This window comes from Dyella japonica DSM 16301 (genome assembly GCF_001010355.1).
In the GTDB taxonomy this organism is placed as follows: domain Bacteria; phylum Pseudomonadota; class Gammaproteobacteria; order Xanthomonadales; family Rhodanobacteraceae; genus Dyella; species Dyella japonica.
This window is the reverse complement of sequence record NZ_JPLA01000012.1, coordinates 54,211-76,380: the sequence shown is the minus strand read 5'-3', so window position 1 is coordinate 76,380 and position 22,170 is coordinate 54,211. Positions and strand designations below refer to the sequence as shown.

Below are 22,170 nucleotides of genomic sequence, written 5' to 3'. Positions count from 1 at the left end.
GGGGGTACGGCAAGACCGCCATTATACGGGGCCGGCCTGGGGGAGCCGGGACAGCGCCTCCAGCAGGCGGTCCACCTCGGTCTCCTGGTGGGCGGCCGACAAGGTGATGCGCAGGCGGGCCTTGCCCTGCGGCACGGTCGGTGGGCGGATGGCGGTGACCAGGAAACCCGCCCGCTCCAAGGCCTCAGAGGCTGCCAGGGCGGCTTGCGCATCGCCCAGCAGCAGCGGCTGGATGGCCGTGGGCGAGGGCATCAGCGGCAGGCCGAGCTGGGCGGCGCCCGTGCGGAAACGGGCGATCAGCGCGTGGAGTTTTTCGCGTCGCCAGGTTTCCGTCTGCGCCAGCCGTACCGCGGCGAGCGTCGCGGCAGCGAGCGCGGGCGGCATGGCGGTGGTGTAGATGTAAGTACGTGCGGACTGCACCAGCCCATCGATCAGGGCGGCGGAACCGGCCACAAACGCGCCGCTGCAACCAAGGGCCTTGCCCAGCGTGGCCATCAGCACGGGCACCTCGTCCTGCGTGAGGCCCGCTGCCGATGCGCTGCCTTCGCCATGCTCGCCCAGCACGCCCAGGCCGTGGGCGTCGTCGACCATCAAGGTGGCTGCTTCGTGTTGGCACAGGGCGGCCAACTCGGCGAGCGGCGCGATATCGCCATCCATGCTGAACACGCCGTCGGTGGCAAGCAGCGCAGCGGCGCCGGGCCGTGCACGCAGCTGGCGTTCGGCGCCTTCCACGTCGGCATGCGGATAACGCTTCAACTCACAGCCCGCGAGCTGCGCGCCGTCGAGCAAACAGGCGTGGTTGAGCTTGTCCTGCACGCAGACGTCGTCGCGTTCAAGCAGTGCCTGCATCACGCCGAGATTGGCCATGTAACCGGTGGAGAACAGCAGCGCGCGTTCGCGGCCGGTCCATTCGGCGAGGGCGTCTTCCAGCGCGGCATGGGCGTTGCGGTGGCCGCTGATCAGATGCGCGGAACCGCTGCCGACGCCATCGCTGTCGGCAGCGCGTTTGAGTGCATCGATCAATGAGGGATGCTGGGCCAGGCCGAGATAGTCGTTGCTGCAGAACGAGAGCAGGCGACGGCCGTTGCGTTCCAGCCACATGCCGTCGGCGTGGGTCACCGTGTGCAGGCGGCGGCGCAGGCCAGCCTGCTCGCGCTGTTGCGTGTGGGCGGCGAGGCGGGTGAGCAGATCAACGCGCATCGCGATGCGCCTCCCTGTGGGAGCGCACCCTGTGCGCGACCGCGGAGCCGCGGTGTGCCTCTGTCAACGGTGGTCGCGTCATGCAGGGAGCGCTCCGGGCCCGTCGCGCACAGGGTGCGCTCCCACAACAGATCAGGCTGCGGAGAGTTTCACCATATGCATCGCGATGCGCCTCCCTGTGGGAGCGCACCCTGTGCGCGACCGCGGAGCCGCGGTGTGCCTCGGTCATCGGTGGTCGCGTCATGCAGGGAGCGCTCCGGACCCGTCGTGCACAGGGTGCGCTCCCACAACAGATCAGGCTGCGGAGAGTTTCACCATACGCATCGCGATGCGCCTCCCTGTGCGCGACCGCGGAGCGGTGGTGTGCCTCTGTCATCGGTGGTCGCGTCATGCAGGGAGCGCTCCGGGCCGTCGCGCACAGGGTGCGCTCCCACAGGGGTTAGAGGTGGCGGATCAGGCTGCGCAGTGCTCGACGATATCCGCGTGCACCGTGCTCGATGTCTCCACCACTTCCAGCGCATGCAGGTTCAGGCGCTGGAACAGCTGGCGGTCGTGTTCCACGTCGGGGTTGCCAGTGGTGAGCAGCTTCTCGCCGTAGAAAATCGAATTGGCGCCGGCGAAGAAGCACAGCGCCTGCACGGCGTCGTCCATCTGCTGGCGGCCGGCGGAGAGGCGGACCATGGAGGCGGGCATCAGGATGCGGGCGACGGCAATGGTGCGCACGAAGTCGAACGGGTCGATCGCCTCGGTGCCGCTGAGCGGCGTGCCTTCCACCTGCACCAGCTGGTTGATCGGCACCGACTCGGGATGTTCGGGCAGGTTGGCCAGGGTCTGCAGCAGGCCGGCGCGCTGGTCGCGCGTCTCGCCCATGCCGACGATGCCGCCGCAGCAGGTCTTCAGGCCGGCTTCGCGCACGTGTTCGAGCGTGTCCAGGCGATCCTGGTACTGGCGGGTGTGGATGATCTCGCCGTAGAACTCCGGCGCGGTGTCCAGGTTGTGGTTGTAGAAATCGAGGCCGGCGCCCTTCAGGGTCTTGGCCTGCTCGCCATTGAGCATGCCCAGCGTGGCGCAGGTCTCCAGGCCCAGGCCCTTCACCGCGCGCACGATCTCGGCGACCTTCTGCACGTCGCGGTCCTTCGGGCTGCGCCAGGCGGCGCCCATGCAGAAGCGGCTGGCGCCGGCGTCCTTGGCGGCCTTGGCGCGTTCCAGCACGGCTTCCACGCTCATCAGCTTCTGCGCCTGCACGCCGGTGTCGTAGCGCGCGGCCTGGGGGCAATACGCACAGTCTTCCGGGCAGCCGCCGGTCTTGATCGAGAGCAGGGTGGACACCTGCACCGCGTTCGGATCGTGGTGTTCGCGATGCACGCTGTGGGCGCGAAACAGCAGTTCGTTGAACGGCAGCGCGAACAGCGCGGCCACGTCGGCGCGCGTCCAGTCGTGACGGATGGGTTGGGCCATGGCGACAGCTCTGGGGTTGGGGATGAGGACAAGTGTGGCAGCGCGTGTTTTCTTGTCAACTTTCAATGAAAGTCGCCGGTTGACGATGCGCGGACGTATGGCTGCCGCTACCATCGGGCCATTCACCAAGCGGGAGTGGCTGGCATGAGTGCGGGACAAGGCAGCTCGGGCAACGTGCTCGCAGCCATCTGCAGTTTCTTCATCCCCGGGCTCGGCCAGCTGGTGCAGGGGCGTTTCTGGATCGCACTGGTGATGTTCGTGCTGGCCGCCATCCTGTGGATCGTCTGGCTGGGCTGGATCATCCATCTGTGGTCAATCCTCGACGCGGCCTTGTTCAAGTCCAAAGTCTGATCGACCCTGCGCATGGACGCGCTACCACTCTGGCGACCCCTGCTCCAGTCGCTGCAACGCTTTGTGCTCCCCTACCGGTGCCTGCTGTGCGGCGCCGCCGGCGACGATGGCCTGGATCTGTGCCGCCCCTGCGCCGCCGAGCTTCCCCGTAACCAGGCCTGTTGCGCCCGCTGCGCGCTGCCCCTGCCGCAAGCGGCCGCGCTTTGCGGCCAATGCCAGCGCCATCCGCCACCGTGGGATGCGGCGTGGGTGCCATTCCGCTACGCGTGGCCACTGGACCGGCTGGAATCGCGCTTCAAATTCGGCGCCGACCTGGCCGCCGGCCGCGTGCTCTCTTCTCTGTGGCTGCGGGAATCGCCGCCCGCAGCGTTGCCGGAGTGGCTGCTGCCGGTGCCGCTGCATGTCGGCCGACTGCGCGAACGCGGCTACAACCAGGCGATCGAGCTGGCCAGACCCCTGGCGAGCCGACTTGGTCCCTTGCTGCAGATCGAAGCCTTGACCCGCTCGCGCGCCACGCCGGCCCAAACCGAGCTGGGCGCGTTGGCGCGTCGCCGCAATGTGCGCGGCGCCTTCACCGCACAACCGAGCACGAGCTGGCCGGCGCATGTGGCGCTGTTCGACGATGTGATGACCACCGGCGCCACGCTGGGCGAATGTGCGCGCGTGCTGAAGCGCGCAGGGGTGCAACAGGTGGATGTCTGGGCGCTGGCCCGCGCGCCAGCGGCGAAGCACTAGGCGGTTTCGCAGGATTCGCCCAGCCACTCCTGCAGCTTGCCGTGCCAGAGGCGGTATTTGCGGCGCTGGCGCGTGCCATTGCCTGGGCAGTGGTAGCGGGCCCAGCCCGTGCTGCTGGCCTCCACCGTACAACCCGAACTGAAACAGCTGCTGCCGAGCACGGGCGCGAGACAGCGCAGTGCGCGGCGCAGGTCGTTGACCGAGCCGCTGCCGAAATGAAACACGAAGATGGCCGAGCCGCGTTGCAGCGGAAATCGCTGCAGATCGAGAAAATCCGGATTGCAGGTGAGCAGCACCAGTTCGCGTTCCAGCGCATAAGCGACATGGGCGGACTCGGTCTGACCGAGCAGGTCGCAGTCGGCAGACGTCCAAACCTGGGCGCCGGCCGAACGCAATAATTCAACGCCCCGCGACGGAAACGATGCATCGACCAGAAATCGCGCGCGGCTTTCCACCTTGCCTTCTTCCGGCGCGGTGCTGTCCCTGGAACCTTCGAGTTCCCGCCACATGACGCTGCACATCCCCGCTTGCTGCGTTCCAAAGCACGGCCGATCAGTCCGGACGGTGCACGCAACGGCGGCACCGACGCAGCGATCAGAGGGGTTGTCGCGCGCTGTCATCCCGCGTGGCAAGCCACTGGCAGCACGACCAGCGGGATCGTGGATTCCCCCTGCGCTTTTCTAACGTTGGCATCGTTTCCAGGGCAATACGACCTTTAGACCAGGGTCGGCGAACGACAACGTTGTCAGTGCGGACTGCGCGCCTCGATCGCGATGCGGATGGCATCGGCGCTGGTGGTTGCCCCCAGTCGCTTGAGCAGGCTGGCGCGATGCATCTTCACGGTCTTTTCCTCGATGCCCAGCAAGTCGCCGATCTGCTTGTTGCGCATGCCGCGCGACATATGTTCCAGCACCTGCTTTTGCCGGGGCGTGAGCGCATCGACCAGGGCCGAGGCATGGGCGATGCGCTGGTTGTGCGCGCGATCGGGCGTGCCGGAGACGTCCATCTGCGAGCCGATGAAGTACTCCACGGTGCCATCGGCGCCGATCAGCGGCGCCACCATCACGGCATTGCGGAACGCGGTGCCGTCCTTGCGGTAATTGGTGAGCACCGTCAGCGAGGGGCGCCCATTGGCGATGGCGTCGCGCAGCAGGGCACGCTGGTCGGGCTCGCTGCCGGCGCCCTGCAGGAAGCGGCAGTTTCGGCCCAGGATTTCGCCTTCCTGGTAGCCGGTGAGCTCGCAGAACGCGGCATTGACGCAGACGATGGGGTTGTCGGGCAGACGCGGGTTGGTGACCAGGGTCGCAAGCGGAGAGAGGCCAATGGATGCGAACAAGGCGCCTTCAAACCCAGTTTGATGCATGTGCGATTTCCTCGGTCACCGGTTGGCGCTTGTGTCTGTGATTCGAACAGAACGGATCCGCAATACCAAGCCCTGCACGCGGGTTTTGCGATGTTTTTCAGACGACTTGCAAGACGCGGGCCGTCCGGCACCACACCATCGAGGTATCCATGCTGGCTTATTCACCCCGCTCATCGATCGGGCGCAGCATGAGGGTGTTGTGTCCCCAGGAGAGCCCCATGCTGAATTGGCCTGAATACCGCAAACAGCTGCTCGGCCGCATTGGCGAGATCGCCAAACTGAGCCCCGACACCGTGGCCGGCTACCAGACCCTGTCCGCCGCCGGCAGCAAGACCGGCCATCTGGACGCCAAGACGCGCGAACTGATCTCGCTGGCGGTCGCCGTCACTACGCGCTGCGACGGCTGCATCACCGTGCACACCGCCGAGGCGCTGAAGCAGGGCGCCAGCCAGGACGAAATTGCCGAGGCCCTGGGCGTGGCGGTGGCCATGAATGCCGGCGCGGCGCTGGTGTATTCAGCGCGCGTGCTCGATGCAGTGCACAGTTATCAGGCGGAACGATAGGGGACCGCTCGATACGAGTCGGCCACGACCCAGGCGCCACAGGCGATGGCGGCGGAAATCGCCAGCGCCGTCCAACCCGTGCGGTCGTGCGGCGCCGAGAACACGGTGGGCACCCAGACCAGCAAGGTGATGATCCACAGCATCACCGCTTCGAGCCGCGCCGCCAGCTGCGGCAGCACGCCGAACAGCACCGCCAGGCACGCGGCGATGCTGCAGGCGCCGGTGAAGTACGCCCAGCCGAGTGGATACGGCAGCCAGCTCGGCACCAGCGCCACGGTCTGCTCGCTGTAAACAAAATGAGACAGCCCGATCATCGGCAGCGATAGCGCAAACACCACGCGCGCCGCGCGCACGCCGCGTCGTCCGGTCAGGGGGCGCAACCAGCCACGGTATTCGCCCATGTGGCAGGCGAACAACACCCAGGCACCCGCGAAGATCACGGCGATCTCGCCAAAGCCCAGCCAGGTGGCTTCCATCGACGGCACCACGATCACGGCGGGAAGTTTGAGCAATACCGTCCACACCAGCATGAAGGCCACCAGCAACGCCGAGGCGGGCTTGGCCCACTGGCGCAGCAGCAGGCCGATGCCGGCCACCAGTTCGATCAGCGCGAACAGATAGGCGATGGGTCGCGCGCCCGGCATGTGCTCGATCGGCAGGTGCTGCCATACCAGCGCGACGTCGCCGTAGATGAAACCCAGCGCACCCAGCGACATCATGCAGAGCGCCAGCCACTGCTGGGACAGGCGTGCCTGTGCCAGGGGTTCGGCAGCGCCGTGGATCCACGCGTCGCCACCGGCCAGCGCGGTGGTTGATGCCCGATACGAACGTTCCATGCCTTGCTCCTTCACGATGAACGGACAGAGGGGGAACTGCGCTTCGATGCGAGGACGGCCGATGGGCGGCCACGGGTTCCCGTGGGAACTCGACGCGCCATTTAATCGGCAGATACGCCGGGGCGCAATGGAGTGCGATGATGGGCTGGCGCGCCGCGCTCTTCGATCACGCCCAGAGGAAGCCAAGGCCATGTATCGCCCCCGCCCCATTGTGAACCTGCCCGCCGATACCGACGCCGATGGCATCAAGGTCTACACGATTGCCGCCAGCGACGCAGCGGTCGATATCTCGCGCTATCTGCCGCGCATGGCGGCGATGAAAAGCGCGCGAGCCATCGCCTGGTCGAGCACACCGTCCTTCGCGATCTGCCACGAAGCGGCGCAGGCGCGCTATCTGGTGCTGGGCTGGTGGGGCAACGACAACGAGATGTTCATCGCGGTGGCGGTGGAAGATGCCACCGGCTGGGTCGAGGATATGTCGCGCTATTCGTTCTGCCTGTGGGACATGGAAGTGATGTGGTACGAGCGCAACGCCTTCGTCGACTGGATGTATGGCGCCGTGCCCAACCTGGATGCTTATCGGGCTGACCGGCTGTGCAAGACCTGATCGCCTTCAAGCCGCGCTGCTCGCCGCCGCACGCTGCAACAGCAACTCCCGCTCGCGCAGGTTGCGCGTGAGCGAGGCGGCGCGCTCGAATTCCTCGCGCGCTTCGCTGTGTCGCCCCAGCTTGCCGAGCAGGTCGCCGCGCACGCTGGGCAGCAGGTGATAGTGGCGCAGCAAAGGCTCGTCGCGCAGTGCGTCCACCAGGCCCAGACCTACCTCAGGACCAAATGCCTGCGCGTGCGCCACCGCACGATTGAGCGCCACCACCGGCGAGGGCAGGCGGCGTGCGAGTGTGTCGTAGAGCGCGGCAATGCGTGGCCAGTCGGTCGCTTCGACGGTGCGTGCCCGCGCATGACAGGCAGCGATCGCCGCCTGCAAGGTGTAGGGACGTTCGCTGCCGCCCAGGGCTTCGGCGCGTTGCAGCGCAGCCAGGCCACGCTGGATCAGCAGTTGATCCCAGCGCCCGCGGTTCTGCTCGCCGAGCAGGATGGGCTCGCCGTGCGGACCCTGCCGTGCGGCGGTGCGCGACGCCTGGATTTCCATCAGCGCGACCAGTCCGTGCACCTCGGCTTCGCTGGGCGCCAACCCGGCCAGTACGCGGCCCAGGCGCATGGCTTCCTCGCATAGCGCCGGACGCATCCAGTCGCTGCCCGAGGTGGCCGCGTAGCCTTCGTTGAAAATCAGATAGACCACTTCCAGCACGGAGGCCAGGCGCATCGCGAGTTCGTCGCCGCGCGGTACTTCGAACGGCACCTGCGCCTCGCTGAGCGTGCGCTTGGCGCGCACGATGCGCTGCGCCACCGTGGGCTCGGGCACCAGGAAGGCACGCGCGATCTCGCTGGTGGTCAGGCCGCCGAGCAGGCGCAGCGTCAACGCCACGCGCGCCTCGGTGGACAGCACCGGATGGCAGGCTGTGAATATCAGGCTGAGCAGATCATCACCGACCGGGTTGTCGAGCATGGCATCCGGGTCTCCCACGGATTGTTCGAGCTGGTCTTCGATCTCGCGCGTCAGTTCCCCTTCCTTGCGACGATGCAGCGCATGGCGTCGCATCTGGTCGATCGCGCGATGCTTGGCGGTGGTCATCAGCCAGGCGCCCGGATTGCGCGGCACTCCCGTCTGCGGCCACTGCTCCAGCGCCGTGACCAGCGCGTCCTGCGCCAGTTCCTCGGCCACGCCCACATCGCGGACGATGCGGGCGAGGCCGGCGATCAGGCGTGGCGATTCCATGCGCCAGACCGCTTCGATGGTGCGATGGATATCAGTGGCCGTCATGGCCGCCGATCACAACACCACGCCGGTGGCGGCGCAAGTTCGCGCGCACCATGCCGCCGGGATCAGGGCGGCGACATCACCATCCAGTGCACGCCGAAGCGATCGCGCAGCATGCCGAAGCTGGAGGCGAAGAAGGTCTTGGACAGCGGCAGGGCCACCTCGCCGCCGTCCTCCAGCAAGGCGTCGAACGAGCGCTTGGCTTCGCTGTCGTCCTTGGCGTTGATCACCAGCGAAAAGCCACGGAAATCCGGCGTGCCGCCGCATTCGCCATCGGACGCATTGACCAGCGATTCGCCGATCCGCATCGAGGCATGCATGATCTTCTCGCCATGCGGCGGGCGCGGACCGGCGGCCTGGTCGCCCGGCTGTTCGGGGCTGTCCTTGAAGCGGACCAGCGTTTGCACCTGTGCGCCCACGGCCTTGCCGTAGAAGGCGAGGGCTTCCTCGCAGCGGCCGTCGAAGAACAGATAAGGCTGGATCAGCATGGCGCCATCTCCTGGTGGGTTCAGCGTGGATCGCCCAGGCGGGCGCGCTGCTGGGCTTCCAGCTCGCGCGCTTCGGGCGTGAAGGCATCGCCGAAATCCTCCGCTTCGAACACGCGGCGGATCTCGATCTCCGAGGCGCCGTCCTCGAACGGGTTGGGTGCGCGCTTCATCCACTCGATGGCTTCTTCCAGCGAGCTCAGCTGCAGCACCCAGAAACCGGCGATCAATTCCTTGGTTTCCGTAAACGGGCCGTCGATGACGGTACGCCGGTCGCCCTCATAGCGCACGCGCGCACCGCTGCGGCTGGGATGCAGGCCTTCGCCGGCCAGCATCACGCCGGCCTTGACCAGCTCCTCGTTGAAGCGGGTCATCTCGGTCAGCAGTTTCTCGCTCGGCATCTCGCCGGCCTCGGAGGCCCGGGTGGCCCTGACCATGGCTACGAATCGCATGTGCTTGCTCCTGTGGTGGTGTGGCTCTTATGCACACGACGAACGACCCCGCGTGGAATCGACAGGGTAGGGCAGCGGAGTTGCACGGGGCGTGGACAGTCCCTGTGGGAGCGCACCCTGTGCGCGACAACCCGGCGGCGCGGCGATCGGCGATGCCGCGTCGCGCACAGGGTGCGCTCCCACAGGGGAAGAGGGGTGACGCGGCTTAGCGGAACGCCAGCGCCAGCACGATGCCGATCCACACCGCCATGCCCAGCCAGTTGTTGTTGCGGAAGGCCCACAGGCAGGCGGCGCGGTCGTGGCTGCGGATGCGCCACAGCTGCCAGCCGAACAGGCCAGCCGCCACCAGCAGGCTCAGCCAGTAGGGCCAGCCCAGCGTTGCGCGCTGGCCGACCAGCAGCATGGCCAGCAGGAAGGTGGCCATCAGGATGCCGAGAATCGGCAGATCCGCGTCGCCAAACAGGATCGCGGTGGATTTGGCGCCGGCCTTGATGTCCTCGTCGCGATCGACCATGGCGTACTGGGTGTCGTACACCACCGACCACAGGATGTTGGCGATGAACAGCAGCCAGCCCACCGGCGGCACGGTATTCATCACGGCCGCGAACGCCATCGGGATGGCCCAGCCGAATGCCGCGCCCAGCACCACCTGCGGCAGGTGCGTGTAGCGCTTGGTGAACGGGTAGATCGCCGCCAAACCGGCGCCCGCGAAGGACAGCCAGATGGTGAGCTTGTTGGTGAACAGCACCAGCACGAAGGAGAACACCAGCAGGCTGGCGAAGATGATCAAGGCCTCGCGCGGCGTCACGCGCCCCGCGGCGATGGGCCGCCCCGCGGTGCGTTCCACCTGGGGATCGAGCTTGCGGTCGGCGAAATCGTTGATGGCGCAACCGGCCGCGCGCATCGAGAACACGCCCAGCGTGAAGATCACCAGCAGCTTCAGCGGTGGGAAATCTGAGGCGGCCAGCCACAGCGCCCACCAGGTCGGCCACAGCAACAGCAGCGCGCCGATCGGGCGATCCATGCGGGTCAGCACCAGATAGTCGCGCGCCTTGCTGCGATAGGGCGCCGGCAAGCGCTGCAGCAGCCAGTCGAGTACGCGCGTGGCGCGGGAAGAACTATCCGACGGCTGCGCGGAGCGCGCCGGCTTGGGGCCCACGGCAGGACGCGGACGCGGTGTACTCGTGGTCGGCAGGTTGCGCCGCTGGCGCTTGCGGGATGTAGGAGCCATCCATCAAGTGTAGCGTGGCCCACCGTCATGGGTGGCGTGACGCAGCGCCGGTTTGCGGGGCGCGTGTTGTCGCAACACGGTCACAAAGCGGCCTACACTTTCCCTTTCCCGACCGGAGGCCAGTCCATGCCCAAAGCCCTGAGCCACGTCGCCCTGATCGTTGCCCACCCCACGCGCACGGCCCACCTGTTGACCGGCGTGTTCGAGGATGCGCGCATCCTGCGCGAGGAAGACCCGGCCGACAGCCATCCCGAAGTCATCGTCGCGCTGGCGGGCCTGGAGTTCGCCCTGATCCGCGGCAATGGGCCGGCCTCACGCAACGGCGACCACATCGCGTTTGCCGTGACCAAGCAAGAGCAGCTCGATTGCGCGCGCCGCATGGACGAGCTGGCGCTGGACTACCAGATGGCGCGCGAGGATACGGCGCTGTATTTCAGCGACTACGACAACCATGTGTTTGAGTTGGAGGTCGTGGAGTCGTGAGGGAGAGCGTCGCGCACAGGGTGCGCTCCCACAGGAGGTTCCAGCTACCTGCGGGCTCACTGTGGGAGCGCACCCTGTGCGCGACTGACGTGCCTCATTCCCTCAACAACAACCGATACGCCGGGTTCTCACTTTCGTCGCGGAACGGATAGCCGAGCGTGTCCAGAAACGCCTGAAACAGGAGGCGTTCGTCGGGCGGCACCTGGATACCCACCAGGATGCGCCCGTAATCCGCACCCTGATTGCGGTAATGGAACAGACTGATATTCCAATCCGGATGCATATGCCCCAGAAAGCGTGTGAGCGCCCCGGGCCGTTCGGGAAACTCGAAGCGGAACAGCTGCTCGTCGCGTGCCAGCGGTGAGCTGCCGCCTATCATGTGGCGCAGATGCAGTTTGGCGAGCTCGTCGTCGGTGAGATCCAGCACGCCGAAACCGTGTGCCCGGAACGCATCGATCAGGGTTTCGCGCTCGTCCCGGTGCGCCGTCTGCACGCCAACGAAGATATGCGCCTCGCTGGCATTGCCGATGCGATAGTTGAATTCGGTGATGCTGCGCTGGTCCAGCGCCTCGCAGAAGCGGCGGAAGCTGCCGCGTTCTTCGGGGATGGTCACCGCGAACACGGCTTCGCGCTGCTCGCCCACTTCCGCGCGCTCGGCCACAAAGCGCAGGCGGTCGAAGTTGAGATTGGCGCCCGAAACCACGGCAACCATGGGGTGTTCCGACGCGCCGTGCATGGCGACGTATTGCTTCAGGCCGGCCAGAGCCAGCGCGCCGGCGGGCTCGGGCACGCTGCGGGTGTCCTGGAAGACATCGCGGATGGCCGCGCAGATCGCGTCCGTATCCACCCGCAGCATGGCGTCCACATGGCGCTGGCACAGCGCGAAGGTGAGTTCGCCGACGCGCTTCACGGCCGTGCCGTCGGCGAACAGTCCGACTTCCGTCAAGGTCACCGGTGCGCCTGCCTCCAGCGATTGCACCATCGCATCGGAGTCGCAGGTCTGCACGCCGATCACCTTCACCTCCGGACGCAAGGCCTTCACATAAGCCGCCACACCCGCGAGCAGACCGCCTCCGCCCACGGGGACGAAGATCGCGTGCAGCGGCCCCGCATGCTGGCGCAGGATTTCCATGCCGACGGTGGCCTGCCCTGCGATCACCGCGGGATCGTCGAAGGGATGGACGAAGGTGTAGCCGTGGTCGTGCTGCAGTCGCGCCGCCGCGGCCTGCGCATCGCTATAGGAGTCGCCGGTCAGCACGATGTCGACCTGTTCGCCACCAAAGCGGCGCACCGCGTCCACCTTCACCTGGGGCGCCGTCACCGGCATCACGATCACGGCGTGTATGCCCAGCCGCGCCGCCGCCAGCGCTACGCCTTGCGCATGATTGCCCGCCGAAGCGGCGATTACGCCGCGTGCGCGTTGCGCCGCATCCAGCTGGCACATGCGGTTGTACGCGCCGCGCAGCTTGAACGAGAAAACCGGTTGCTGGTCTTCGCGCTTGAGCAAGACCCGCTGGCCCAGTCGCGTGGACAGCAGCGTCGCCGGCTCCAGCGCGGTTTCGCGCGCCACATCGTAGACGCGCGCACCCACCGTCTGGCGCAACAGTTCGTGTTCGCTCAGCGGGTCAGTGGTGTCGAGCGTGGCAGCGAGCGCATTCATGGCGTGGCGAGCGGGTGGCTCACTTCGATCACGTCCACCAGCTTGCGCGTCTGCTTGATGATCTGTTCGACGGTGGCGTCCGCGCCATGCAGCACCAGGGTGAGTTGCGATACGGCGGGATCTTCCGTGGCGGCGACGGTGAGCGTGTCGATATTGCAGTGACGCGCGGCGAACAGGCCGGCCACGCGCATCAGGGCGCCGGATTCGTTTTGCAGCAGGATGGAAAGGGTGTGTTTCATGATGACTCCAGAGTCGGTGTGAGTCGGTGCAAGGAGTGAGTTGAGAGGAGTGAGGAGTGAGAGAAGCGAGCCTCTCTCTTGCTTCTCACTCCTGTTCACTCACTTCTGCCCCTAAAACATGTCGCTTGCCGTCTCTTCCGTCTCAGCCGGCGCCACCCGCGACGGAATGAAATCGCCCGTAATCATCTGCGCATACGTCGCCCCCGGACCCACCATCGGATACACACCGGCATCCGGGTCGATCATGACCTCGAGAAACGCCGGGCCTTCAAAGGCAAGAAAGTCCGCGATCGTCTCGGCCAGTTCGGCTTTGTCTTCCAGCCGCTTCGCCCACTCGAACCCGTCGGCCTGCGCAGCCTTGATGAAGTCCTTCTTGTGCAGGCTCTTGTCCGACGAAGCAAAGCGCCCGCGGAAGAACAGCTTCTGCCACTGCCGCACCATGCCGTCGCCGATGTTGTTGAGCACCACCACTTTCACCGGCAGGCCATAGGTGGTGACGGTTTCCAGCTCGCCCAGGTTCATGCGGATGCTGGCATCGCCATCGATGTCGATCACCACCGCGTCGCGCCGCGCGAACTGCGCGCCGATGGCGGCGGGCAGGCCGAAGCCCATCGTGCCCATGGAGCCGGAGGTGAGCCAATGGCGGGGCTCGCGGAAATCGAAGTACTGCGCGGCCCACATCTGGTGCTGGCCCACGCCGGTGCTGATCACCGCGCGGCCCTGCGTGTGTTCGTTGATCGCCTGGATCACCGCCTGCGGCTGGATCAGCGCGCTGTCACGGTCGTAGTTCAGCGCATGCGTGTGCTTGAGCGCGGCAATATGCGCGTGCCAGTCCGCGTAGCGCCCGTCGTTCGCAAAGTGCAGGCCGTGGCGGATGCCGTACTGATGAAGGCGCGACAGCGTGGCGTCGAGGTCGCCGTGGTGATGCCAGTGCACGGTCTTCACCTTGCCGATCTCCGCCGGGTCGATGTCGATCTGCGCAATGAAGCGTGCATGCGGTGCAAAGCGCTCCGGCACGCTGGCCACGCGGTCGTCGAAACGCGCACCGAGCGCGAGCAGGAAGTCGCAGTCCTCGACCGCGTAATTCGCATAGGCCGTGCCGTGCATGCCCAGCATGTGCAAGGCGAGCGGCTCGGTGGTGTCCATCGCGCCGATGCCCATCAGGGTGGTGGTCACCGGCAGGCCGAACTGCTTGACGAAGGCGCGCAGCGTGGCAGAGGACTCGGCCGAAATGATGCCGCCGCCCGCATAGATCAGCGGCCGCTTCGCCTTGGCCAGGGCGTCGAAGAAGGCCTCGCACTGGAGGTCATCGACGCGCGCGTTCTGGATGGCGTGCTGGCGTGCGCGGTAGCCGGGAATCGGCAGCGTGCCTTCGCCGGCGAAAGTGAGCGGACTGTTCTGCACGTCCTTGGGAATATCCACCACGACCGGACCCGGCCGGCCACTGCGGGCGATCTCGAACGCCGTGCGCAGCGTCGCTTCAAGACGCGCGGGGTCGGTGAGCAGGAACACGTGCTTGGCGCACGGACTCATGATGTTGCTGACCGGCGCCTCCTGGAAGGCGTCGCTGCCGAGCGCGCCGGTAGGCACCTGGCCGCAGATCACCACCATCGGCACGGAGTCGGACATCGCATCGCGCACTGGCGTGACCATATTGGTAGCGCCGGGGCCGGAGGTGACGATCGCTACGCCCACCTTGCCCGACGCGCGCGCATAGCCGGCGGCCATGAAACCGGCGCCCTGCTCGTTGGCGGGCACGATCAAAGGCATCGGCTCGCCACCCATCGGCGACAGATGCGTGGCATTGAATCGGAAGACCGCGTCGTACACCGGCAGGATGGCGCCACCCGAATAGCCGAACAGCACGTCGACGCCTTCATCGGCCAATACCTGGACGACGACTTCTGCACCGCTCATGGTCTGGCCGGCGAGCGCATGTGTCGATGCGGGCATGTCGCGACTTTCAAGAGCACGTTGCAGTGGCACGTTCACGATGGTCGGGTTCCCCAGGATGCGCCGATGCTTCGGCGGGTCGAATTGCTTGGAAAAGTGCCCTCCCCCCAATCATCGGGGGAGGGCCAGGAAGGGTCTTGCGTGCTTGCGGGATAAGCACCCCTCTTAAGTCGAACAACAACCTTTGATGTCGCCGAAAACTCTGCTCGTCATCCCTGCGTTCACAGGAATGACGAGCCAAACATCAACCTACTTTCTTGAGCGGCTCCGCCGAAGGCTTGGGCGCATTCGCCTGCAGCCACGGCATGCGTGCACGCAGCTTGGCGCCGACCTGCTCCACCGGATGCTCCAGGTCCGCCTGCTTGAACTTCTTGTAGTTCGGCAGGCCGGCCTGGTACTCGGCGATCCAGTTGCGCGCGAAGGTGCCGTCCTGGATGTCGGTGAGCACGTCCTTCATGCGCGCCTTGGTGCCGGCATCGATCACGCGCGGACCGCTCACGTAGTCGCCGTACTGCGCCGTCTCGGAGACGAACTCCAGCATGCGAGCAATGCCGCCCTCGTAGAACAGATCCACGATCAGCTTCAATTCGTGCAGCACTTCGTAATAGGCGATTTCCGGCTGGTAGCCGGCTTCCACCAGGGTCTCGAAACCAGCCTGCACCAGCGAGCTGGCGCCGCCGCACAGCACGGCCTGTTCGCCGAACAGATCGGTCTCGGTCTCTTCCTTGAAATCGGTCTTGATCAACAGCGCGCGACCACCGCCGATGCCGTCGGCATAAGCCTTGGCTCTCGCTTCGGCGTTACCGCTGACGTCCTGGTGCACGGCCCAGATGCTGGGCACGCCACGACCGATTTCGTATTCGCGACGCACCAGTGCGCCCGGGCCCTTGGGCGCCACCAGGATCACGTCGATGTCGGCGCGCGGGTCGATCTGCTTGAAGTGCACGTTGAAGCCGTGCGCGAACAGCAGGGCTGCACCCGGCTTGATGTTCGGCTCGATGTGCTCGCGATACAGCTGCGGCTGCACCATGTCCGGTGTGAGCACGGCGACCAGGTCGGCGTCCTTCACGGCCTCGCCCGGCTCGGCCACGGTGAAGCCTTCGCCGCGGGCCTTCTCCCACGAAGGGCCACCCTTGCGCAGGCCAACCACCACGTCGAGACCGGAGTCGCGCAGGTTGAGTGCGTGGGCGCGGCCCTGGCTGCCAAAGCCCAGGACGGCGATGCGGGCCTTGGCCAGCGTGTCGTTGGTGGTATTGCTGCTCATGCGGTGACTCCTGCGGTCGTGTCTTCGTTGACGTGTCGGGAAACAGAGGCGGATGGACTGCGTGATGCGATGGGTTGCGTGGTGGCTCCCTCAGAAGCGGAGCCCACCAGTGAGACGTACTTGGCCATGGCGCCGCGCGTGACCTTGGGTGCAGGCGGTTGCCAGCTGGCGCGGCGTGAGGCGAGGTCGGCGGTGGTGCTGATCTGGCGTGATTCGGCGTCGATGCGGATGCGATCGCCCTCGTGCAGCAGCGCAATCGGGCCGCCGCGCGCGGCTTCCGGTGCGATATGGCCGACCATATAGCCGTGGGTGGCGCCGGAGAAACGGCCGTCGGTGATCAGGGCCACGTCGTCGCCCATGCCACGGCCGATCAGCGCGGCGGTGACGCCCAGCATCTCGCGCATGCCGGGGCCGCCCGCAGGTCCTTCGTTGCGGATCACGATCACGTCACCCTTCTCGATGCCGCCGCCCTGCACGGCGGCAAACGCCTGCTCTTCGCTTTCGAATACGCGGGCGCGTCCTTCGAAGTGGTTGGCGCCCTTGCCGGCGAGCTTGAGGATGCAGCCTTCCGGCGCGAGATTGCCGTAGAGGATGGAATAGCCACCGCGCGGCTTCAGCGGCTTTGACACCGGATGCACCACATCCTGCGTTTCTGCTCGGGGCGCTGCAGCCACTTCATCGAACAGGCTGCGACCGGTGACGGTGGGCGCATCGGTCAGCATGCCCGCGGCGATCAGTTCCTCCGCCACGCGTGCGCTGCCGCCGGCGCCGAACATTTCCACGGCCGTGTAACGGCCACCAGGCAGCAAGTCGGCAATCACCGGCGTGTGCTTGGAAGCCGGCTCGAAATCCTCCAGCGTCCACGGCGTGCCCGCTTCGCGCGCGATGGCGAGCAGATGAAGCACGGCGTTGGTCGAACCGGCGGTGGCGGCGACCATGCGCGCGGCATTGCGGAACGCGGTCTCGGTGAGCAGTTCGCGTGGCGTGCGGTTTTCCTTCAGGCACTCCATCACCAGCTCGCCACAGCGGCGTGCGGCCACGGCTTTGGCGGGATGCGTGGCGGGAATGTCATTGAAGCCCAGCGGTGACAGGCCCAGCGTGGATAGCACCATCGCCATCGTGTTGGCGGTGAATTGGCCACCGCATGCACCGGCACCGGGGCAGGCATCGCGTTCCACCGAAGTCAGTTCGGCATCGCTGATCTTGCCCGCGCCGTGCGCACCGACCGCCTCGAATACTTGCTGGATGGTGATCGGATGGTTGTCGTGGGTGCCGTGCGCAATCGTGCCGCCGTACATCGCGACGGCTGGGATATTGAGTCGCGCCATCGCCATCGCAGCGGCAGGAATGGTCTTGTCGCAGCCGCACAGCACCACCATCGCATCCAGGCAATGGCCATCGACGGCCAGCTCGATGGAATCGGTGATCACCTCGCGACTGATCAGCGAGGCGCGCATGCCCGGTGTACCCATGGCGATGCCGTCGGTCACGGCGATGGTGTTGAACTCCACCGGCGTGCCGCCCGCGGCGCGGATGCCGTCGGCGACATGTTCGGCCAGCTCGCGCAGATTGAGGTTGCACGGGCTGACGTTGGACCAGGTGTGCACCACCGCCACCAGCGGCTTGGCGATCGCTTCGTCGTCCAGGCCGGTGGCGCGCAGCATGGCGCGCGCGGGGGCACGGTCGGGGCCGGTCTTGATCAGGTCACTGCGCATGGGTGTTCCTTGAGGTGTGCTCGAATGACTCAGCCACAGGCGCGCCCCCAGCGAAGAAAGGCCGCCGCGTTGCAGGCGTGCTCGTCGATGGCGGCCAACACCGCCTCCAGTACCTGCTGCGTGCCGGCATCGCCGCCGATGTCGCGGGTATGCGGGCCGCGTTCCAGCACTTCGGCCACCGCCGCTTCCACCGTGCTGGCTTCTTCTTCCAGCCCCAGCGAATGACGCAGCAGCATCGCGGTGGAGAGAATCGCGCCGATGGGGTTGGCCACACCCTGGCCGGCGATATCCGGCGCGGAACCGTGGATAGGCTCATACAGTCCACCCTTGCCTTCGCCCAGCGAGGCCGAAGGCAGCAGGCCCAGCGAGCCGGCCAGCGCGGCGGCTTCGTCGGTGAGGATGTCGCCGAACAGGTTCTCGGTGACCACCACGTCGTACTTGCCCGGCTGGGTGAGCAGCAGCATGGCCATCGAATCGACCAGCTGGTGTTCCAGCTTCACGTCGGGGAACTCATTGGCGATGCGCTGCACGGTGCTGCGCCACAGGCGCGAAGTCTCCAGCACATTGGCCTTGTCCACCGAGGTGACGTGCTTGCGGCGTTCGCGCGCCAGCTGGAAGGCACGGCGCGTCACGCGCTCGACTTCCGCCACGGTGTATTTGCATTCGTCGATGGCGGTGTCGATGGTGCGCGTCTTGGCGCCGAAATACGCGCCGCCGGTGAGTTCGCGCACGAACAGCACGTCGACGTTCTTGAGCTTCTCGTTCTTGAGCGGCGACAAGTCCGCCAGTGCGGGATGCACCTGCAGCGGACGCAGGTTGGCGTACACGCCCAGCGCCGCGCGCAACGCCAGCAGGCCTTGTTCGGGGCGCACCGGTGCATTCGGATCGGACCACTTCGGTCCACCCACCGCACCGAGCAGCACGGCATCAGCGGACTTGCAGGCCTCGAGTGAGGCGGTCGGCAAGGGTTCGCCGGTCGCATCGATGGCGCAGCCGCCGATCAGGTGTTCTTCGAAATGGAAGTGATGGTCGTAGTGCGCCGCGACGGCATCGAGCACGGCCACGGCCGCTGCGGTGACTTCAGGGCCGACGCCGTCGCCGGGCAGGGTGACGATGTGCGCTCTCATGCGGCTTTCTCCGTGCGTTGTTCGTAGGCAGCGATGGCATCGCTGTGCTGTTGCAGATAACCGAGCTGGTCGACGCCGTTGAGCAGGCAGTGACGTGCGAACGCTTCGAGCTGAAAATGGATGTGGCCGCCGTCGGGCAGGGCGATCACCTGCTCCTTCACGTCGATGGACAGCTCGATGCCCGGGTGCTCCAGCAACCAGCGGTGTTCGGCTTCGTCCAGCACGATGGCGAGCAGGCCGTTCTTCAGTGCGTTGTTGCGGAAGATGTCCGCGATCTCGCTGCACAGCACCGCCTGGATGCCGTAGTCGAGCAGCGCCCACGGCGCGTGTTCGCGCGAGGAGCCGCAGCCGAAATTGCGGCCGGCAACGAGGATGGAGCAACCTCGTGCCTGCGGCTGGTTGAGCGGAAACGTCGGGTTGTCGCTGCCTTCGGCCTGGTAGCGCCAGTCGTTGAAGCACAGCTTGCCCAGGCCGGCGCGTTCGGTGGTGGTGAGGAAGCGCGCGGGAATGATGCGGTCGGTGTCGATGTTCTCGTCCGGCAGCACGGCGGTACGGGAGTGGAGGCGGGTGATAGGGCGCATCAAAAAACCTCCAAAGGACAAAATCCCTTCTCCCCTCCGGGGAGAAGGTGCCCCGAAGGGGCGGATGAGGGGCGGGTGCTCGCGGCTGCGCACATCGAAGCGCGCTCTGATATCGGACTGAGGCAAGACTGGCCCCTCACCTCGGTCCTCTCCCCGCAGGGGAGAGGAAGAAAAGCTCGCGCCTTCATGCCGCCACCTCCGTCGCATACTCACGCGGATCAGCAATGCGCCCCGCGACAGCCGATGCAGCCGCAGTGGCGGGACTAGCCAGCACCGTCCGTGCGCCCTTGCCCTGGCGCCCTTCGAAATTGCGATTGGAGGTGCTCACCACCAGCTGCCCCGGCTGTGCAAAGTCGCCATTCATGGCGATGCACATCGAGCAGCCCGGCTCACGCCACTCGGCGCCCGCGGCGGTGAAGACGTGATGCAGACCTTCATTCTCCGCATCGCGGCGCACCGCTTCGGAACCGGGCACGACCAGCATGCGCACACCGTCGGCGACGCGACGGCCGCGCAACACATGCGCGGCCTCACGCAGGTCGGACAGGCGCGAGTTCGTACAGCTGCCGACGAACACCACGTCGACCGGCGTGCCCTGCATCGGCTTGCCCGCCTCGGCCTTCATGTAATCCAGCGCGCGCTTTTCCTGCGCGTTGCGTGCTGCCGGCACGGGCTTGTCCATCGCGATGGCCATGCCCGGATGCGTGCCGTAGGTGACGGTGGGGCGCACCTTGCTCGCGTCGATGCGCACTTCGCGGTCGTATTCGGCACCATCATCGGTGCGCAGCGACTTCCAGCGTGCGACCGCTGCATCCCACGCGGCTCCCTGCGGTGCGCGGGGACGGCCTTTGAGCCAGGCGAAGGTGGTTTCGTCCGGCGCGATCATGCCAGCACGTGCGCCGGCTTCGATCGACATATTGCACACCGTCATGCGCTCTTCCATCGACAGCTGCTCGATGGCGTCGCCGCGATATTCGATGACGTAGCCGGTGCCGCCGTCCACGCCGATCTCGCCGATGATGTGCAGGATCAGGTCCTTCGCGCCCACGCCGGCGGACAGATGACCGTCCACGTGGATGGCCAGCGTCTTCGCCTTGCGCTGAAGCAGGCACTGCGTGGCCATCACATGGCCCACCTCGGTGGTGCCAATGCCGAACGCCAGCGCGCCGAACGCGCCGTGCGTGGAGGTGTGGCTGTCGCCGCAGACGATGGTCATGCCGGGCTGGGTGGCGCCCAGTTCCGGGCCGAACACATGCACGATGCCGCGGTCGCGGCTGTTCCAGCCGTGCAGCTCCACGCCGAACTCGCGGCAGTTGGTTTCCAGCTGCGATACCTGCGCCTTGGCTTCGGCGTTGGCGTAGGGTCGCTCGCCATCGGCGCCCGCGGGCAGGGTGGGCGTGGAGTGATCCAGCGTGGCGAGCATGCGGTCCGGGCGACGCAGCTTCAGGCCGCGCTCGCGCAGTTCGCTGAAGGCCTGCGGCGAGGTCACTTCATGCACCAGGTGCAGATCGATGTAGAGGATCGCAGGCGTGTCGGCGCTTTCGGCAGCGACGACATGCGCATCCCACACCTTTTCGAACAATGTCTTTGCGGTCATGCCGTCGCTCCCAACGAAGCGGGTTGTTGTTGAGGAGTGCGGCCATGGATGGCCGCTTTTTGATCTTCGTGGTCAGGGACGACCACATTGGATACAGCCGTGAGCCAGCCCCACTGGTCAGCTGTGGTGCCATCAAACAAACCAAAGAAAGCCTTCTGCAGCGCACGCGTGACATCGCCAGGGCGGCCAGCGCCGACGGGTTTGCGATCCACCGAACGCACCGGCGTGATTTCCGCGGCGGTGCCTGTCATGAAGATCTCGTCGGCGGTGTACAGCGCCTCACGCGGCAGATCGCGTTCTTCCACCACGATGCCCAATTCGCCAGCCAGCGTGATCACCGATTCGCGCGTGATGCCGGCCAGGATGCCGGCGCTGGTCGGCGGCGTGAGCAGCTTGTTGTTCTTCACCAGGAACAGGTTTTCGCCGGCGCCTTCGCTCAGCAGGCCGTTATGGCCCAGGGCGATGCCTTCGGCGTAGCCGCCGCGGCGCGCTTCGAGTGCGATCAGCTGGCTGCTGAGGTAATTGCCGCCGGCCTTGGCCCAGCTCGGAAAGGTGTTCGGCGCCGGGCGCTGCCACGAGGACACGCACACGTCGGCGCCGTGTTCCAGCGCATCGCCCAGGTATGCGCCCCATTCCAGCGCCATGATCGCCACGTCCACCGGCGAATCGGCCTTCGGCAACACGCCAAGGCCACCCGCGCCGCGGAACACGATGGGACGCACGTAGGCGGACTTCATGCGATTGGCGCGGATCACTTCCTGGCAGGCCGCGTTGATTTCCTCTTCGCTGTAGCCGATCTCGATCTCGTAGATGCGCGCCGACTCGAACAGGCGGCGGGTGTGATCGGCGAGGCGGAAATAGGCCGGGCCCTGCGGCGTGGCGTACACGCGCTCGCCTTCGAATACCGAGGAACCGTAGTGCAGCGCGTGGGTGCTGACGTGGACCGTAGCCTCGGTCCAGGGTTTGATCTGGCCGTTGTGCCAGAGGAAGGGCGTCGTCAT

The 22,170-nt window shown here is 66.5% G+C and carries 23 protein-coding genes; 5 read left to right on the top strand and 18 right to left on the bottom strand.

The genetic code is table 11. The features are described from left to right. Nucleotides 1-21: 21 nt before the first annotated feature. Both bioF and bioB read right to left on the bottom strand, forming a co-directional pair. Nucleotides 22-1,200, bottom strand: a complete 1,179-nt coding sequence (gene bioF, locus Y882_RS04730; RefSeq protein ID WP_046970739.1) for an 8-amino-7-oxononanoate synthase — start codon at nucleotides 1,198-1,200, stop codon at nucleotides 22-24. A 453-nt stretch (nucleotides 1,201-1,653) separates the two neighbouring features. Next, nucleotides 1,654-2,658, bottom strand: a complete 1,005-nt coding sequence (bioB, locus tag Y882_RS04725; protein WP_046970738.1) for a biotin synthase BioB — start codon at nucleotides 2,656-2,658, stop codon at nucleotides 1,654-1,656. Between the two features lie 144 nt (nucleotides 2,659-2,802). On the opposite strand from bioB, the gene Y882_RS04720 reads away from it, so the two are divergent. Both Y882_RS04720 and Y882_RS04715 read left to right on the top strand, forming a co-directional pair. Beyond that, nucleotides 2,803-3,009 (top strand): hypothetical protein, encoded by a 207-nt coding sequence (locus tag Y882_RS04720; protein ID WP_046970737.1) that lies wholly within the window; start codon nucleotides 2,803-2,805, stop codon nucleotides 3,007-3,009. 12 nt (nucleotides 3,010-3,021) lie between these two features. Then, the gene (locus Y882_RS04715; protein WP_046970736.1) at nucleotides 3,022-3,744 is read left to right on the top strand and encodes a ComF family protein; all 723 of its coding nucleotides are present in this window, start codon (nucleotides 3,022-3,024) and stop codon (nucleotides 3,742-3,744) included. On the opposite strand, the gene Y882_RS04710 is transcribed toward Y882_RS04715, so the two are convergent. Together Y882_RS04710 and Y882_RS04705 are read right to left on the bottom strand one after the other, a co-directional pair. Then, entirely contained in the window at nucleotides 3,741-4,253 is a 513-nt protein-coding gene (locus Y882_RS04710; protein ID WP_156171320.1) for a DUF5615 family PIN-like protein, read from the bottom strand. The two genes, Y882_RS04715 and Y882_RS04710, sit on opposite strands and share 4 nt — an antisense overlap. A gap of 236 nt (nucleotides 4,254-4,489) precedes the next feature. Then, on the bottom strand, nucleotides 4,490-5,107 hold the full coding sequence (locus Y882_RS04705; protein ID WP_046970734.1) for a LuxR C-terminal-related transcriptional regulator: 618 nt from the start codon (nucleotides 5,105-5,107) through the stop codon (nucleotides 4,490-4,492). A gap of 218 nt (nucleotides 5,108-5,325) precedes the next feature. Here Y882_RS04705 and Y882_RS04700 point away from each other — a divergent pair, with 218 nt between their 5' ends. Next, a complete protein-coding gene (locus Y882_RS04700) occupies nucleotides 5,326-5,670 on the top strand; it encodes a carboxymuconolactone decarboxylase family protein (RefSeq protein WP_046970733.1) in 345 nt (114 codons plus the stop codon). Here Y882_RS04700 and Y882_RS04695 read toward each other — a convergent pair. After that, nucleotides 5,655-6,506, bottom strand: coding sequence for a DoxX family protein (locus tag Y882_RS04695; protein ID WP_211259116.1), 852 nt, complete (start codon nucleotides 6,504-6,506; stop codon nucleotides 5,655-5,657). The genes Y882_RS04700 and Y882_RS04695 overlap by 16 nt on opposite strands. A 190-nt stretch (nucleotides 6,507-6,696) precedes the next feature. Here Y882_RS04695 and Y882_RS04690 point away from each other — a divergent pair, with 190 nt between their 5' ends. Beyond that, a complete protein-coding gene (locus Y882_RS04690) occupies nucleotides 6,697-7,113 on the top strand; it encodes a hypothetical protein (RefSeq protein WP_046970732.1) in 417 nt (138 codons plus the stop codon). Between the two features lie 6 nt (nucleotides 7,114-7,119). Here the strand turns inward: Y882_RS04690 and Y882_RS04685 are convergent, their stop codons facing one another. The 4 genes from Y882_RS04685 to ubiA all read right to left on the bottom strand — a co-directional run bounded on the left by Y882_RS04685 (nucleotide 7,120) and on the right by ubiA (nucleotide 10,550). Further along, entirely contained in the window at nucleotides 7,120-8,385 is a 1,266-nt protein-coding gene (locus Y882_RS04685; protein WP_046970731.1) for an RNA polymerase sigma factor, read from the bottom strand. 62 nt (nucleotides 8,386-8,447) lie between these two features. Continuing rightward, nucleotides 8,448-8,870 carry a VOC family protein gene (locus Y882_RS04680; protein WP_046970730.1) on the bottom strand — a complete coding sequence of 141 codons (423 nt, stop codon included), beginning with the start codon at nucleotides 8,868-8,870 and terminating at the stop codon, nucleotides 8,448-8,450. 20 nt (nucleotides 8,871-8,890) lie between these two features. Continuing rightward, complete coding sequence (locus Y882_RS04675; protein WP_046970729.1) at nucleotides 8,891-9,319, bottom strand: YciI family protein; 429 nt, start codon at nucleotides 9,317-9,319, stop codon at nucleotides 8,891-8,893. Nucleotides 9,320-9,524: 205 nt separating this feature from the next. Beyond that, a complete protein-coding gene (gene ubiA / locus Y882_RS04670; RefSeq protein WP_244466228.1) occupies nucleotides 9,525-10,550 on the bottom strand; it encodes a 4-hydroxybenzoate octaprenyltransferase in 1,026 nt (341 codons plus the stop codon). A gap of 126 nt (nucleotides 10,551-10,676) precedes the next feature. Here ubiA and Y882_RS04665 point away from each other — a divergent pair, with 126 nt between their 5' ends. Beyond that, nucleotides 10,677-11,033 (top strand): VOC family protein, encoded by a 357-nt coding sequence (locus tag Y882_RS04665; RefSeq protein ID WP_156171319.1) that lies wholly within the window; start codon nucleotides 10,677-10,679, stop codon nucleotides 11,031-11,033. A 94-nt stretch (nucleotides 11,034-11,127) separates the two neighbouring features. On the opposite strand, the gene ilvA is transcribed toward Y882_RS04665, so the two are convergent. The 9 genes from ilvA to Y882_RS04620 all read right to left on the bottom strand — a co-directional run bounded on the left by ilvA (nucleotide 11,128) and on the right by Y882_RS04620 (nucleotide 22,170). Continuing rightward, complete coding sequence (gene ilvA / locus Y882_RS04660) at nucleotides 11,128-12,693, bottom strand: threonine ammonia-lyase, biosynthetic (protein ID WP_046970726.1); 1,566 nt, start codon at nucleotides 12,691-12,693, stop codon at nucleotides 11,128-11,130. Then, on the bottom strand, nucleotides 12,690-12,932 hold the full coding sequence (gene ilvN / locus Y882_RS04655) for an acetolactate synthase small subunit (RefSeq protein ID WP_046970725.1): 243 nt from the start codon (nucleotides 12,930-12,932) through the stop codon (nucleotides 12,690-12,692). Before ilvN ends, ilvA begins: the two co-directional genes overlap by 4 nt. Before the next feature lie 111 nt (nucleotides 12,933-13,043). Then, on the bottom strand, nucleotides 13,044-14,885 hold the full coding sequence (gene ilvB / locus Y882_RS04650) for a biosynthetic-type acetolactate synthase large subunit (RefSeq protein ID WP_046970724.1): 1,842 nt from the start codon (nucleotides 14,883-14,885) through the stop codon (nucleotides 13,044-13,046). A 244-nt stretch (nucleotides 14,886-15,129) separates the two neighbouring features. Beyond that, nucleotides 15,130-16,149 carry a ketol-acid reductoisomerase gene (gene ilvC / locus Y882_RS04645; protein ID WP_046970723.1) on the bottom strand — a complete coding sequence of 340 codons (1,020 nt, stop codon included), beginning with the start codon at nucleotides 16,147-16,149 and terminating at the stop codon, nucleotides 15,130-15,132. Further along, on the bottom strand, nucleotides 16,146-17,864 hold the full coding sequence (gene ilvD / locus Y882_RS04640) for a dihydroxy-acid dehydratase (protein WP_046970722.1): 1,719 nt from the start codon (nucleotides 17,862-17,864) through the stop codon (nucleotides 16,146-16,148). The genes ilvC and ilvD overlap by 4 nt, the downstream gene beginning before the upstream one ends. A gap of 29 nt (nucleotides 17,865-17,893) precedes the next feature. Further along, the gene (gene leuB / locus Y882_RS04635; RefSeq protein WP_046970721.1) at nucleotides 17,894-18,991 is read right to left on the bottom strand and encodes a 3-isopropylmalate dehydrogenase; all 1,098 of its coding nucleotides are present in this window, start codon (nucleotides 18,989-18,991) and stop codon (nucleotides 17,894-17,896) included. Then, nucleotides 18,988-19,572: a 3-isopropylmalate dehydratase small subunit gene (gene leuD, locus Y882_RS04630; protein WP_046970720.1), complete on the bottom strand. Its 585-nt coding sequence runs from the start codon at nucleotides 19,570-19,572 to the stop codon at nucleotides 18,988-18,990. The genes leuB and leuD overlap by 4 nt, the downstream gene beginning before the upstream one ends. Before the next feature lie 184 nt (nucleotides 19,573-19,756). Further along, on the bottom strand, nucleotides 19,757-21,169 hold the full coding sequence (leuC, locus tag Y882_RS04625) for a 3-isopropylmalate dehydratase large subunit (protein WP_046970719.1): 1,413 nt from the start codon (nucleotides 21,167-21,169) through the stop codon (nucleotides 19,757-19,759). After that, entirely contained in the window at nucleotides 21,166-22,170 is a 1,005-nt protein-coding gene (locus tag Y882_RS04620) for a branched-chain amino acid transaminase (RefSeq protein WP_046970718.1), read from the bottom strand. The genes leuC and Y882_RS04620 overlap by 4 nt, the downstream gene beginning before the upstream one ends.

What these genes read in the sequence shown, in the direction of transcription:
- bioF (WP_046970739.1), bottom strand. Translation starts at nt 1,200, where the DNA reads ATGCGCGTTGATCTGCTCACCCGCCTCGCCGCCCACACGCAACAGCGC.
- bioB (WP_046970738.1), bottom strand. Translation starts at nt 2,658, where the DNA reads ATGGCCCAACCCATCCGTCACGACTGGACGCGCGCCGACGTGGCCGCG.
- Y882_RS04720 (WP_046970737.1), top strand. Translation starts at nt 2,803, where the DNA reads ATGAGTGCGGGACAAGGCAGCTCGGGCAACGTGCTCGCAGCCATCTGC.
- Y882_RS04715 (WP_046970736.1), top strand. Translation starts at nt 3,022, where the DNA reads ATGGACGCGCTACCACTCTGGCGACCCCTGCTCCAGTCGCTGCAACGC.
- Y882_RS04710 (WP_156171320.1), bottom strand. Translation starts at nt 4,253, where the DNA reads ATGTGGCGGGAACTCGAAGGTTCCAGGGACAGCACCGCGCCGGAAGAA.
- Y882_RS04705 (WP_046970734.1), bottom strand. Translation starts at nt 5,107, where the DNA reads ATGCATCAAACTGGGTTTGAAGGCGCCTTGTTCGCATCCATTGGCCTC.
- Y882_RS04700 (WP_046970733.1), top strand. Translation starts at nt 5,326, where the DNA reads ATGCTGAATTGGCCTGAATACCGCAAACAGCTGCTCGGCCGCATTGGC.
- Y882_RS04695 (WP_211259116.1), bottom strand. Translation starts at nt 6,506, where the DNA reads ATGGAACGTTCGTATCGGGCATCAACCACCGCGCTGGCCGGTGGCGAC.
- Y882_RS04690 (WP_046970732.1), top strand. Translation starts at nt 6,697, where the DNA reads ATGTATCGCCCCCGCCCCATTGTGAACCTGCCCGCCGATACCGACGCC.
- Y882_RS04685 (WP_046970731.1), bottom strand. Translation starts at nt 8,385, where the DNA reads ATGACGGCCACTGATATCCATCGCACCATCGAAGCGGTCTGGCGCATG.
- Y882_RS04680 (WP_046970730.1), bottom strand. Translation starts at nt 8,870, where the DNA reads ATGCTGATCCAGCCTTATCTGTTCTTCGACGGCCGCTGCGAGGAAGCC.
- Y882_RS04675 (WP_046970729.1), bottom strand. Translation starts at nt 9,319, where the DNA reads ATGCGATTCGTAGCCATGGTCAGGGCCACCCGGGCCTCCGAGGCCGGC.
- ubiA (WP_244466228.1), bottom strand. Translation starts at nt 10,550, where the DNA reads ATGGCTCCTACATCCCGCAAGCGCCAGCGGCGCAACCTGCCGACCACG.
- Y882_RS04665 (WP_156171319.1), top strand. Translation starts at nt 10,677, where the DNA reads ATGCCCAAAGCCCTGAGCCACGTCGCCCTGATCGTTGCCCACCCCACG.
- ilvA (WP_046970726.1), bottom strand. Translation starts at nt 12,693, where the DNA reads ATGAATGCGCTCGCTGCCACGCTCGACACCACTGACCCGCTGAGCGAA.
- ilvN (WP_046970725.1), bottom strand. Translation starts at nt 12,932, where the DNA reads ATGAAACACACCCTTTCCATCCTGCTGCAAAACGAATCCGGCGCCCTG.
- ilvB (WP_046970724.1), bottom strand. Translation starts at nt 14,885, where the DNA reads ATGCCCGCATCGACACATGCGCTCGCCGGCCAGACCATGAGCGGTGCA.
- ilvC (WP_046970723.1), bottom strand. Translation starts at nt 16,149, where the DNA reads ATGAGCAGCAATACCACCAACGACACGCTGGCCAAGGCCCGCATCGCC.
- ilvD (WP_046970722.1), bottom strand. Translation starts at nt 17,864, where the DNA reads ATGCGCAGTGACCTGATCAAGACCGGCCCCGACCGTGCCCCCGCGCGC.
- leuB (WP_046970721.1), bottom strand. Translation starts at nt 18,991, where the DNA reads ATGAGAGCGCACATCGTCACCCTGCCCGGCGACGGCGTCGGCCCTGAA.
- leuD (WP_046970720.1), bottom strand. Translation starts at nt 19,572, where the DNA reads ATGCGCCCTATCACCCGCCTCCACTCCCGTACCGCCGTGCTGCCGGAC.
- leuC (WP_046970719.1), bottom strand. Translation starts at nt 21,169, where the DNA reads ATGACCGCAAAGACATTGTTCGAAAAGGTGTGGGATGCGCATGTCGTC.
- Y882_RS04620 (WP_046970718.1), bottom strand. Translation starts at nt 22,170, where the DNA reads ATGACGACGCCCTTCCTCTGGCACAACGGCCAGATCAAACCCTGGACC.